Raw genomic sequence first — 13657 nt, forward strand, 5'->3', positions numbered from 1 at the left:
GCTATTTTAGTTATATATAATTAATTATGAAAATATAAACAATAAATTTTCTTAGTCTTATATTCAATCATAAGTTTCGATTTTTATCGATATTAATAAATATATTTTTCTATTGCATAATATTAAATAATTTTAAAAAATGATATATTTTTTAAAAACTTATGAAACTAAAGGGGTATTTCTTGACAATTCCTCGTGTTTATAAGATGTTATAGTTATGTAGTGTATAAGGAGGCAAACATGATGACTGAAGAATTCAATGAATCAATGATTAATGATATTAAAGAAGGTGACAAAGTCACTGGAAAAGTTCAACAAGTTGAAGATAAACAAGTAGTAGTTCATATTGATGGGGCTAAATATAACGGAATTATTCCAATTAGCCAACTTTCAACTCATCACATTGAAAATCCTAGTGAGATTATTTCAGAGGGTGATGAAATTGAAGCATATGTAACCAAAATTGAAATTGACGAAGAAAATGAATCAGGCGCTTACATTTTATCAAAACGTCAACTTGAAACCGAAAAATCATATGAATATTTACAAGAAAAGCTTGATAATGACGAAGTAATTGAAGCTAAAGTTACTGAAGTAGTTAAAGGTGGCTTAGTTGTGGATGTGGGCCAAAGAGGATTCGTTCCTGCGTCACTCATTTCAACTGATTTCATTGAAGATTTCTCTGTATTTGAAGGACAAACCATTCGTCTTAAAGTAGAAGAATTAGATCCTGAAAATAATAGAGTCATTTTAAGCCGTAAAGCAGTTGAACAAGCTGAAAATGACGTTAAAAAAGCATCGTTATTAGATTCACTTAATGAAGGAGACATTATCAAAGGAAAAGTTGCGCGTCTTACTAACTTTGGTGCTTTTGTAGATATTGGTGGCGTTGATGGATTAGTTCACGTATCAGAATTATCACATGAGCATGTTCAATCTCCTGAAGACGTGGTAAGCGTTGGACAAGAAGTGGACGTTAAAGTTAAATCTGTTGAAAAAGATTCTGAACGTATTTCTTTATCTATTAAAGATACTTTACCAACTCCATTCGAAAATATTAAAGGTAAATTCCACGAAAACGACGTTATCGAAGGTAAAGTAATTCGCTTGGCTAACTTTGGCGCTTTTGTGGAAATTGCTCCTGGTGTTCAAGGACTTGTACACATTTCAGAAATTGCTCATAAACATATTGGTACACCAAGTGAAGTGTTAGAACCAGGACAACAAGTGAGCGTTAAAATTTTAGGTATTGATGAAGAAAATGAGCGTATTTCTTTATCTATTAAAGCTACATTACCAAATGAAGATGTGATTGAAAGTGACGAAGCTACAACTCAATCATATTTATCTAATGAAACAGATGAAGACAATCCAACTTTAGGTGACGTTTTTGGTGATAAATTTAAAAACTTAAAATTCTAATATTAAATATTTTATTATTTAATTTAATGATGAGAGCAAGAAAAGATATTCAAATAGAATTCTTTCTTGCTCTTTTTTTATTTATCTTTACTCACTATCTATCGTATGACAATATATACTTGTTTTTAAATCATCATTGCGTATGATAAAATTATAGAGATTTTAGAAAGAGAGGAAGTTAGCTTATGACTAAACCTATTGTAGCAATTGTAGGTAGACCTAATGTGGGGAAGTCTACAATTTTTAATAGAGTAGTAGGTGAACGTGTATCAATTGTTGAAGATACTCCAGGTGTTACGCGTGATCGTATTTATTCTTCAGGCGAATGGTTAACACATGAATTTAATATCATTGATACTGGAGGCATCGAAATCGGAGATGCACCTTTCCAAACACAAATAAGAGCTCAAGCAGAAATCGCTATTGATGAAGCAGACGTTATTATCTTTATGGTAAATGTGAGGGAGGGTCTCACTCAAAGTGATGAAATGGTGGCTCAATTACTTTATAAATCAAAAAAACCTGTTGTTTTAGCAGTAAATAAAGTAGATAATCCTGAAATGAGAAGTGATATTTTTGATTTTTACTCTTTAGGTTTTGGCGATCCTTATCCAATTTCTGGTTCACACGGTTTAGGTCTAGGTGATTTATTAGATGAAGTCGTTAAATATTTTAAAGAAGAATATAGTGATCCATATGATGATGACACTATTCGTTTATCTATTATTGGCCGTCCAAATGTGGGTAAATCTAGTTTAGTAAATGCCATTTTAGGTGAAGAACGTGTTATTGTATCAAATGTAGCAGGTACAACTCGAGATGCTGTAGATACTGAGTATAGCTATGATGGACAAGATTACGTGTTAATAGATACAGCAGGTATGAGAAAAAAAGGTAAAGTATATGAGTCAACTGAGAAATACTCTGTATTAAGAGCCTTAAAAGCAATTGAGCGTTCAAATGTGGTGTTATTAGTTATTGATGCCGAAGAAGGAATTATTGAACAAGATAAGCGCGTTGCTGGATATGCTCATGAAGAAGGAAAAGCAATGGTGATTGTTGTAAATAAATGGGATGCTGTAGAAAAAGATACTAATACTATGAAAAAATTTGCTGATGATGTACGTAATCAATTTCAATTTTTAGATTATGCACCTATCGCTTTCGTATCGGCAAAAGAGCGACTACGATTAAAAACACTTTTCCCTTATATAAGAGAAGCAAGTGAAAATCACAAAAAACGTGTTCAAAGCTCAACACTTAACGAGGTAGTGACGGATGCAATTTCAATGAATCCTACACCTACAGATAAAGGTAGACGTTTAAATGTCTTCTATACTACTCAAGTGGCTATTGAACCACCAACATTTGTGGTTTTTGTAAATGATGTTGAGTTAATGCATTTTTCTTATAAACGCTATCTTGAAAATCAAATTAGAGATGCATTTGGTTTTGAAGGAACGCCTATTCATATCATCCCTAGAAGAAGAAACTAAGAGGAGAGATTAAGATGACTAAGATTACAGTTTTTGGTACAGGAAGTTTTGGTACTGCATTAGCAAATGTTTTAGCAGAGAATGGCCATTCAGTTTTAATGTGGGGAAAAAATGAAAATACTGTAGATGAAATTAATCAATCTCATCAAAATAAACGGTACTTGAAAGATGTAACATTAATTGAAACAATTAAAGCAACAAGTCAATTAGAACAAGCAGTTAATTTTTCAGATATATTTTTAATTGCTTTACCTACAAAAGCAATTAGAGACGTTGTGACTGAAATTAATCAACATATTAAAACTAAAAAAACATTTATTCACGTTGCAAAAGGTATTGAAAATGAAACATTTAAACGTGTATCAGAAATGATTGAAGATTCAGTATCTAAGAACCATAAAAATGGTGTAGGGGTACTATCTGGACCAAGTCATGCTGAAGAAGTTGTAATTAAACAACCTACAACTGTTGCAGCTTCGTCAAAAGATGAACGTATAAGTAAACTTATTCAAGATTTATTCATGAATGATTACTTACGAGTATATACTAATAATGATTTGATAGGTGTAGAACTAGGTGGTGCACTTAAAAACATTATTGCTGTAGCAAGTGGTATTGTTGCTGGAATGGGTTATGGTGATAATGCTAAAGCTGCTTTAATGACAAGAGGTTTAGCTGAGATTAGTCGACTAGGTGAAAAGCTAGGGGCTGATCCTATGACTTTTCTAGGTCTTGGTGGCATTGGTGATTTAATTGTAACGTGTACGTCTACTCATTCAAGAAATTATACTTTAGGATATAAATTAGGAAAAGGTAAAACGACTGAAGAAGCACTTAACGAAATGAATATGGTTGTTGAAGGAATTTATACAACAAATTCAGTATATCATTTAGCAAAAGCTCAAAATGTTGATATGCCAATAACCAATGCTTTATACAAAGTATTATTTGAAGATAAACCAGTGAAAGATAGTGTGAAGGATTTAATGGGACGAGATAAAAAAGCTGAATAAAGTGTAATTTTGCTATTTAACGCAAATATTTTATAAAATTATTCACGAAATACTGATAATTCAACGTTTTAAGTATATAAATCGTTGCGGTAAAGGGAATTATTGTGTTAAAGTCATACCATAATGATATAAATTTATCATTATCATTCATCTGGAGGTGAACTCATAATGAATAAAACTGACTTAATCAATGCGGTTGCAGAACAAGCTGATTTAACTAAAAAAGAAGCTGGTTCAGCAGTAGACGCTGTTTTCGAATCAATTCAAAACTCACTTTCTAAAGGTGAAAAAGTTCAATTAATTGGTTTCGGAAACTTCGAGGTACGTGAACGTGCTGCACGTAAAGGACGTAACCCTCAAACAGGTAAAGAAATCGAAATTCCTGCAAGTAAAGTTCCAGCATTCAAAGCTGGTAAAGCATTAAAAGATGCTGTAAAATAATTTACTTAAAAAAGCCCTATAAGGGCTTTTTATTTTATATATTGTTTAATTCTAAATACATATGTTTTATTTATAATTGTACAATTCACTGTGAAGCGTCTGTGAAGTTATTTTCGTCATAAGCACTATATTTTATTTTTATGAATATAATGTTAATATGTATATTGATACTAACGTGAGGTGTGAACATGGAAAGAACATTAAGCAAATTAAATAGACAAATTACTCAAAGGCTTAAAGGAATTAATGAATATGAAGCAATTCACATTAATAAAGGATTAAGTGATGTTTTAGATCATTTTAATATTCCAGAAAATGCTAAACTTGCCTGCCTCACTATTGATACTTCAATGAAGCATCTAGATGATATTTCTAAAAATAAATTATCTAAGAAATCAATTCTAATTGGTGACTTATTAAGTGCTCATTTTTATACTTTAATATCTGAAATTGGTGATGTGTCATATCAAAAGCTAATGAGTGAAGCGATTATAAAATCTAATGAGCTTAAAACTTCATTGCATCATCATTCACTCGAGCGTCATGATATATATAAGGCTGTGTTAGATATAGAAACACTTTTCCCTTTTATAACTATTTCTCATTTTACAGATATTGAGATCTCTCAATATGAAATATTTGAAAAATTATTTAGTGGGGTACATCAATATTATCCCTCTTATTTAAGTGAATATGATGAAGATGAAATAAACCAATTTATTAAACATATAAAGCAAAGCGATAAAGAGAAAAGTAGAGGTAATAATTAATGACTGAAAATAATGCAAAAAAAGAACAAGTTCATACGGTTTTTCAAAATATTTCTAAAAAATATGATCGATTGAACAATATAATAAGCTTCGAACAACATAAAATATGGCGTAAACATGTAATGAAAGATATGAATGTGTTACCTGGAAGTAAAGCACTTGATGTATGTTGTGGTACAGCAGATTGGACTATTGCTTTAAGTAGAGCAGTAGGACCTAATGGAGAAGTTACAGGTTTAGATTTCAGTGAAAATATGCTTGAAGTTGGTAAAGAAAAAACTAAATCTATGCCTAATATTCACTTAGTGCACGGCGATGCTATGAATTTACCATTTGAGGATAAAACATTCGATTATGTAACCATTGGTTTCGGTTTAAGAAATGTGCCTGATTATTTAGCAACATTAAAAGAATTAAATCGCGTATTGAAACCAGGCGGTATGATTGTATGTTTAGAAACAAGTCAACCAACATTACCCGTATTTAAACAAGTTTATAAACTTTACTTTAAATTTGTGATGCCTATTTTCGGGAAATTGTTTGCTAAATCTAGGGAAGAATATGAATGGTTACAACAATCTACATTCAATTTTCCAGATAAAACTAAATTAAAGCGTTTATTTGAGCAGGCTGGTTTCAGTCATGTAAAAGTTCGTAGCTTTACAGGTGGCGTTGCTGCAATGCACCTTGGCTATAAATAGAAAGTTCTACTAAATAAAAGGTGATTAATGTGGCAAAGTTAAGTATGAATAGTGAAATTAAAAATGTTGAAAAGCGTTTAAAAAATGCTATTAAAAGTAATGATTCTGTATTACAAGAAGCAGCATTTCATTTATTATCTTCGGGTGGCAAACGAGTGCGTCCAGCATTTGTTCTTCTTAGTAGTCAGTTTGGACCAAAGAAAATTACTGAAGATACGTATCATGTTGCAGTAGCTTTAGAATTAATTCATATGGCAACACTTGTGCACGATGATGTGATTGATAAAAGTGACAAACGTCGTGGTAAATTGACTATTGAAAAAAAATGGGATGTCACTACTGCTATCCTAACTGGCAATTTCTTACTAGCTTTAGGTTTAAAACAACTTTCTAAAATTGAAGATCATCGTGTTCATACTATTATTTCTAACGCAATTGTTGATGTTTGTAGAGGCGAGCTCTTCCAATTCCAAGACCAATTTAATAGTCATCAAAATATTACGAACTATTTGAGACGTATTAATAGAAAAACGGCGTTGCTTATTCAACTTTCAACAGAAGTTGGTGCAATAACATCACAAGCTGATAATGAGACGATTCGAAAATTAAAAATGATTGGTCATTATATTGGAATGAGTTTTCAAATTGTAGATGATATTTTAGATTTTACAAGTACTGAGAAAAAATTAGGTAAACCTGTGGGTAGTGATCTAATGAATGGTCATATTACATTACCAGTTTTATTAGAGATGAAAAAAGATCCGGTTTTCAAAAAACAAATTGCTGAATTATCACACCTGACAAATAAACATCAATTTGACCCACTTATTGATCAAATCAAGAATTCAAATAGTATCACACAATCTCAAGAAGTGAGCGATCATTATTTAAATAAAGCACTCGACTTAATTGATCAATTAGAGGAACCAAATGCTCAAAATTTATTTAGAAAGCTTATTAAAAGAATGCGTTCTAGAAATACATAAAAATAGAAAAAAGTTGAAAGCGCTTTAATAACCTGTTAGTATTTAGTAGTAGTAGGTTGTTTGCTATTAAATGTATTTATACATATTAAATCAATTTTTTAATTAGGGGGATTTGTATAATGGAACGCACTTTTTTAATGATTAAGCCAGATGCAGTACAACGTAATTTAATAGGAGAAATTATTTCTAGAATTGAAAGAAAAGGTTTAAAAATAGTTGGCGGTAAATTTATAATTCCAACTAAAGATACTGTTAACATACATTATGCTGAACATACAGAGAAGCCGTTTTTTCATAAACTTGTTTCTTTTTTAACTTCTGGACCTGTGTTTGCCATGGTTGTTGAAGGAGAAGACGCAGTTGCGGTATCTAGACATATTATCGGAAAAACAAATCCCACTAAAGCCGATCCTGGTACTATAAGAGGCGATTATGGTTTAACAGTAGGGAGAAATATTATTCACGGATCAGACTCTGTAGAATCTGCTGAAAGAGAAATCAATTTATGGTTTAATGATGATGAAATATATAGCTACGAAGCTAATAGAGAAAATTGGCTTTATGAAGAATAATTTTTAAAAAGTAGAATAAATTGGAATTTATTTTCAATTCAACCATTGACTGCCGACATGTTAGAAAGTACCTAAGACAACTGTTGTCTTAGGTACTTTTTTATATAAAATTATTTGAATTTTCAAACACCAATTATTCTACACTAGTTATGTAATTTCATTGAATATGGTATGATAACAAATAATACATAATACTATTTAAAGTGATAAAGGAAAGGAGCTATTAATCATGAGATATTTAACTTCAGGAGAATCACATGGTCCACAACTAACCGTGATTATTGAAGGTGTTCCAGCTAACTTAGAAATGAGAGCTGAGGAAATAAATAAAGAAATGTTTAAACGTCAAGGTGGATACGGTAGAGGACGTCGAATGCAAATTGAAAAAGATGCGGTAGAAATTGTTTCTGGTGTAAGAAATGGCTTTACTTTAGGTAGTCCAATTACAATTGTAGTTAAAAATGATGATTTTACTCATTGGAGAAATATTATGGGTATTGAACCAATTAGTGACGAGGCACGTGAAAATATGAAACGTACAATTACAAAGCCAAGACCTGGTCATGCAGACTTAATTGGCGGAATGAAATATAATCATCGTGATTTGAGAAATGTACTTGAACGTTCTTCTGCAAGAGAAACAGCTGCACGTGTAGCTGTAGGAGCAGTGTCCAAAATTTTACTTTCTCAACTAGACATTCATATGTATAGTCGTGTTGTAGAAATTGGTGGAATTAAAGATGTAGGGTTATACGATACAGAAACATTTAAACAAAATATCGATAAAAATGATGTACGTGTGATTGATGAATCGATTGCTCAAAAAATGAGAGATAAAATCGATGAAGCTAAAAAGGAAGGCGACTCTATAGGTGGCGTAGTTCAAGTTATGGTTGAAAATATGCCAGTTGCAGTAGGTAGCTACGTGCATTATGATCGTAAACTCGATGGACGCATTGCACAAGGTGTTGTAAGTATTAATGCCTTCAAAGGTGTCAGCTTTGGCGAAGGGTTTAAAGCTGCTGAAAAACCTGGAAGCGAAATTCAAGATGAAATTTTATATCATTCTGACAGAGGTTATTATAGAGGATCTAATCATTTAGGTGGCTTTGAAGGTGGAATGACTAATGGTATGCCTATCATTGTAAATGGCGTTATGAAACCTATTCCAACTTTATATAAACCTTTAAATTCAGTAGATATTAATATTAAAGAAGATTTTAAAGCAACTATAGAACGTTCAGATAGTTGTGCAGTTCCAGCAGCAAGCGTTGTTTGCGAACATGTCGTTGCATTTGAAGTTGCTAAAGCTCTTTTAGAAGAGTTCCAATCTAATCATATCGATCAACTTAAAGAACAAATTGAAGAACGTAGAAAGTTAAATATAGAATTTTAAACATCTTTAATTAACCTTTAGAAATGAGGTATATCATGCAATTACAAACCACATATCACAGTGATAATTATCCAATTATTGTAGAACATCATGCATTTAAATATTTATCCGATTATATTCAAGATTACGATAAAGTATTCTTAATTATAGATGAATTTGTTGATTTTAATTTTAGAGATAAATTTGAAATATTATGTCACAATTCAAACATTCAAAAAGTTATCGTTCCTGCCGGTGAAAAAATGAAAACGTTTAATCATTATCAATCAATCATGGAACAACTACTAGGAATGAACCTTACTCGTAATACATGTTTAGTGGCTATAGGTGGTGGGGCCACAGGAGATTTTACAGGATTCTTAGCTTCTACATTATTAAGAGGTGTTGATTTTATACAAGTACCTACAACGATATTAGCGCATGACTCAAGTGTAGGAGGCAAAGTTGGAATAAATTCTTCCCATGGTAAAAATCTTATAGGCGCATTTTATAGACCTAAAGCAGTCATATATGATTTAGATTTCTTAAAAACTTTACCTTATCATGAAATTTTAAGTGGATACGCTGAGGTGTATAAGCATGCTTTATTGACTGGCACAGTTGCTACAGAAGATATTGAAAAACACTTTTCAGATAGGAAAACACTTGAATCACTTAAAGATATAGATCAATTTATTTTTAAGGGTATAAAAACAAAACTAAACATTATTATAAAAGATGAAAAAGAAAGTAATGTTAGAAAATATTTAAATTTAGGCCATACCTTTGGACATGCAGTAGAATATAAGTATAAAATACCTCATGGTCATGCCATTATGATTGGGATGATTTATCAGTTTATTGTGGCAAATCATCTTCTTGGCACACAATTTGATATTCAACATTATATTAATTATATGAATCAATTAAATTATCCGCTGGATTTAATCCAGCAGATTGGTTTTGAAGAAATGTATCAATATATGTTATCAGATAAAAAGAATAACGGTGAAGGTATTCAAATGGTTCTACTCGAGAAATTAGGTAAACCTAATGTATATCATGTAGAAAAAAATATATTGAAGCAATCATTTAAACAACTACAATTATTAGTAGAGTAGGTGAAATACTGTGACAACAAGTCAAACAATAGATATTCATGGTCCATTAAAGGGTGAGATAGAAGTACCTGGAGATAAATCTATGACGCATAGAGCAATTATGCTATCGTCACTCGCTAAAGGTAAATCAATTATTGAACAACCGCTTCTAGGTGAAGATTGTTTACGTACAATTGAAATTTTTAAACTCTTAGGTGTTGAGATTGAAATTGAAGAACATCGTCTTATTGTTAATTCTCCAGGATATCAACATTTCAATATACCACATCAAACGTTATATACTGGAAATTCTGGTACAACAACGCGCTTACTTGCTGGTCTTTTAAGTGGATTGGGCATAGAGTGTGTCTTATCTGGAGATACATCGATAGGAAAACGACCTATGGATCGTATTTTAAAACCTTTAAAATTAATGAATGCAAATATTAATGGTATTGAAAATAACTATACACCACTTATTATTAAGCCTTCAGCCATTAATGGTATCAATTATCAAATGGAAGTCGCAAGTGCTCAAGTTAAAAGTGCAATTTTGTTTGCAAGTCTATTTTCAAAAGAAGCATCACAAATTACAGAATTAGACATAAGTAGAAATCATACTGAAACGATGTTTAAACATTATCAAATTCCAATACAAGTAAATCAAAAAGTGATTACAACATCTCCTTATGCTATAAGCAATATTCAACCTAAAGACTTTGTAGTACCAGGAGATATTTCTTCAGCTGCTTTCTTTATTGTAGCTGCTTTGATTTCTCCAGGAAGTGATATTACAATTCATAATGTTGGCATCAATCCTACACGTTCAGGTATTATAGATATCGTTGAACAAATGAATGGTAACATTGAATTATTTAATGTTACAGAGTCTTCAGAACCAACTGCGTCGATTAGAGTTCAGTATACGAACAACTTGAAACCAATCACAATTGAAGGAGATTTAATTCCTAAAGCAATTGATGAATTGCCAATTATTGCTTTGTTATGCACTCAAGCTTCTGGTACAAGTATGATTAAGGACGCAGAGGAATTAAAGGTAAAAGAAACTAATCGTATTGATACAACTGCAGATATGCTTAATTTACTAGGTTTTAAATTACAAGCTACAGAGGATGGATTAATTATTCATCCCTCTGAATTAACTAGAAATGCTATAGTAGATAGCTTAACTGACCACAGAATTGGCATGATGCTTGCAGTCGCATCTATTTTAAGTGATTCGCCATTAACGATACGTCAGTTTGATGCAGTAAATGTATCATTCCCTGGTTTCTTGCCGAAATTAAAGCTTTTAGAAAATGAGGGATAAAATATTATGGAAGATATCTATAAATTAATAGACGATATCAATCTTCAAAAATTAGATCATTTAGATACACGTGTAAATGAAGCATTAACATCCAATAATGATGATGCTTTATTTATTTTAGGAGAAACATTATATAACTTTGGATTAACACCTCAAGGTCTTGAAGTGTTTAGAACGTTATATCATAAGTATCCAGATGAAAGTGAACTATTAATTTATTTTATCGAAGGCCTTATGTCTGAAAATCAGACAGACGAAGCATTAGAATATTTAAATCAAGTTGAATTGTCACCTGAAAAATTAATGTTAGAAGCCGACTTATATCAACAAATCAATATGACTGAAGTTGCTATTGATAAGTTAACTGAAGCGCGTGAATTAGAACCTAATGACCCAATTATTCATTTTGCTTTAGCAGAATTACTTTATTTTGATGGACAATACCTTCGTGCTACACGAGAATATGAAGTTGTTTTAGATACAGGCGAATATGAAATAAATGGAATTAATTTATTTTCAAGAATGGCTGATTGTGCGTTACAAAGTGGAAATTATAGTGATGCTATACAGTTATTTGATGAGATTAGTGAAGATGAAATGATCTCTGATGACTTTTTCAAAAAAGCAATCGCATATGAAAAAAATGATCTAACTCAAGAAGCTATAAAAATTATGACTACACTTCTTTCTAAAGACCCAGACTTTATTCAAGGTTACTTTTATTTACAATCTTTATATGAAAATGAAAAAAATTATCCAGATGCGATTGAAACAGGTAAAGAAGGGTTACGTCTTAATCAATTTTATAAAGAACTCATGGTTTCTACCGGTAGTTTAGAAATTGAACATGGAGATGCGAATGAGGGGGTAGAACTTCTTAAAAAAGCACTTGAAGTAGATAATGCTTACCATGAACCTTTACTTATCTTAAGTGATTTATTCCGCCAAGAAGAAGACTATGAAGCCATCATTTCACTTCTATCTTATGTAGATGAAGAAGATCTTGACCCTGTCTTTATGTGGCATTTAGCACATGCATATGGGGAAGAAGAAAGAGATACTGAAGCCCAACATTTCTATGAATTGGCTTATCCAACATTAAAATCTCAGAGTCTATTCTTAAGCGATTATTATTTCTATTTAATTGAAATTGGCCAAAAAGACAAAGCTAAAGTATTACTTAACGAGTTACTAATTATCGATCCAACTAATGAAACTTGGAATGAAGAATTGAGCAGATTGAATGACTAGAGTGGGTGTTAAAATTGAATGACACATTAGTTAAAATGAAACAAAGCTATATTGAATATGCTTTGTTTCATTATCATTTTAAGTCCAGAATTAGTGTGTGGCTATTAAATTATTTAAAAGCCTCACCACCAAAATTAAATTGTAGTCATTTTGTAAATAAGAAAATTAAAAGTCATATAACCCTTGAAATTGGCCTAAAACACTCCAATTTCTCTGCGATTAAATTAACAAAAGACGATCAAACATTAATTAATACAAATGAAATATTCAATTATATAGCTTCTAAAGATATTTGTATTGATATATTCATTCACTTTGAATACAACGATAAGCAAGATGGGCGATTAAATGAGCTTATAATTCAACAATTAATATATTCTGATCAATATCTTGCATATCTTAATAATATATATCACTTAAGTCTTGACCTAAATAAAAAGTATTCACTAATCGAACAATTAGAACATCATATCGATGTAAGTTTACAAATGAAAGATCAACAACGTTTTTATCAATTATCACAAATTTTGAGTGTATTAACTCATCACTCATAGATCAAAATTAAAGGAATTATAACTTATGCCTACTTTAAGACAACTATGGGAATTATCATTATATCAACGTTCCATACTCGTAATATTGCTTATATGTAATGTTTTAGGCACCATTTATGGTTTTATATGGTATGGTGATCAATTACTTAAGACACAATGGCATTATCTAATTTTTGTACCAGATAGTCCTATTGCATCGCTATTGTTATGTATATCAATTTGTTTAATTATTTTAAATAAACAAAATAGTATTATTGAAGGACTAGCATTTGTAACATTATTTAAATATGGTTTATGGGCTGTCATTATGAATTTGATAATGATGGTTAATAATGACGATATAACTATTATGAATGTACTTTTAATTATTAGTCATGGAATTATGGTACTTGAAAGTATCTATTTTTATCCACGATTCAAAATTTCTATGCTCAGTTTGTTTATTTCTATGATATGGATATTTAACAATGATTATGTAGATTATATATTAAAGAAATATCCTTATTATGATTTTATACAGCAACACATTCCTTTAGTTGCTTTTATCGCGCTATGGCTAAGTATTATGTCACTTATCCTTTATTATAGTTTTAATAAATTAATAAAGGTTAAATTATTTGATAAAAAATTCGATAGTCAGTAGAAT

Annotated in this window: 14 protein-coding genes; all 14 read left to right on the forward strand. The window is 30.9% G+C overall.

The features are described 5' to 3' along the window. Window positions 1-243 precede the first annotated feature (243 nt). Entirely contained in the window at window positions 244-1422 is a 1179-nt protein-coding gene (gene rpsA / locus HMPREF2953_RS06020) for a 30S ribosomal protein S1 (RefSeq protein ID WP_070672258.1), read from the forward strand. 185 nt (window positions 1423-1607) lie between these two features. Next, window positions 1608-2918 (forward strand): ribosome biogenesis GTPase Der, encoded by a 1311-nt coding sequence (gene der, locus HMPREF2953_RS06025; RefSeq protein WP_070672260.1) that lies wholly within the window; start codon window positions 1608-1610, stop codon window positions 2916-2918. Window positions 2919-2932: 14 nt separating this feature from the next. Continuing rightward, the gene (locus HMPREF2953_RS06030; RefSeq protein ID WP_049336188.1) at window positions 2933-3931 is read left to right on the forward strand and encodes an NAD(P)H-dependent glycerol-3-phosphate dehydrogenase; all 999 of its coding nucleotides are present in this window, start codon (window positions 2933-2935) and stop codon (window positions 3929-3931) included. Window positions 3932-4099: 168 nt separating this feature from the next. Further along, window positions 4100-4372, forward strand: coding sequence for an HU family DNA-binding protein (locus tag HMPREF2953_RS06035; protein ID WP_002449794.1), 273 nt, complete (start codon window positions 4100-4102; stop codon window positions 4370-4372). A gap of 188 nt (window positions 4373-4560) precedes the next feature. Continuing rightward, entirely contained in the window at window positions 4561-5142 is a 582-nt protein-coding gene (locus tag HMPREF2953_RS06040; RefSeq protein ID WP_002449710.1) for a hypothetical protein, read from the forward strand. Then, on the forward strand, window positions 5142-5843 hold the full coding sequence (locus HMPREF2953_RS06045) for a demethylmenaquinone methyltransferase (RefSeq protein WP_002449836.1): 702 nt from the start codon (window positions 5142-5144) through the stop codon (window positions 5841-5843). Before HMPREF2953_RS06040 ends, HMPREF2953_RS06045 begins: the two co-directional genes overlap by 1 nt. 29 nt (window positions 5844-5872) lie before the next feature. Then, window positions 5873-6829: a polyprenyl synthetase family protein gene (locus HMPREF2953_RS06050; RefSeq protein ID WP_070672263.1), complete on the forward strand. Its 957-nt coding sequence runs from the start codon at window positions 5873-5875 to the stop codon at window positions 6827-6829. Between the two features lie 119 nt (window positions 6830-6948). After that, window positions 6949-7401, forward strand: a complete 453-nt coding sequence (gene ndk / locus HMPREF2953_RS06055) for a nucleoside-diphosphate kinase (RefSeq protein WP_049336194.1) — start codon at window positions 6949-6951, stop codon at window positions 7399-7401. Window positions 7402-7630: 229 nt separating this feature from the next. Continuing rightward, entirely contained in the window at window positions 7631-8797 is a 1167-nt protein-coding gene (gene aroC / locus HMPREF2953_RS06060; protein ID WP_070672265.1) for a chorismate synthase, read from the forward strand. Window positions 8798-8832: 35 nt separating this feature from the next. Continuing rightward, window positions 8833-9897 carry a 3-dehydroquinate synthase gene (aroB, locus tag HMPREF2953_RS06065; protein WP_070672268.1) on the forward strand — a complete coding sequence of 355 codons (1065 nt, stop codon included), beginning with the start codon at window positions 8833-8835 and terminating at the stop codon, window positions 9895-9897. Window positions 9898-9907: 10 nt separating this feature from the next. Next, window positions 9908-11206 (forward strand): 3-phosphoshikimate 1-carboxyvinyltransferase, encoded by a 1299-nt coding sequence (gene aroA / locus HMPREF2953_RS06070; protein ID WP_049336197.1) that lies wholly within the window; start codon window positions 9908-9910, stop codon window positions 11204-11206. Between the two features lie 6 nt (window positions 11207-11212). Continuing rightward, complete coding sequence (locus tag HMPREF2953_RS06075; protein WP_017176297.1) at window positions 11213-12457, forward strand: tetratricopeptide repeat protein; 1245 nt, start codon at window positions 11213-11215, stop codon at window positions 12455-12457. Between the two features lie 14 nt (window positions 12458-12471). Continuing rightward, a complete protein-coding gene (locus tag HMPREF2953_RS06080; protein WP_002449704.1) occupies window positions 12472-13011 on the forward strand; it encodes a YpiB family protein in 540 nt (179 codons plus the stop codon). A gap of 25 nt (window positions 13012-13036) precedes the next feature. Beyond that, the gene (locus HMPREF2953_RS06085; protein ID WP_070672271.1) at window positions 13037-13654 is read left to right on the forward strand and encodes a DUF1405 domain-containing protein; all 618 of its coding nucleotides are present in this window, start codon (window positions 13037-13039) and stop codon (window positions 13652-13654) included. Window positions 13655-13657: the final 3 nt, after the last annotated feature.

Origin of the sequence: Staphylococcus sp. HMSC072E01, assembly GCF_001814125.1 — a bacterium.
GTDB lineage: Bacteria > Bacillota > Bacilli > Staphylococcales > Staphylococcaceae > Staphylococcus > Staphylococcus hominis.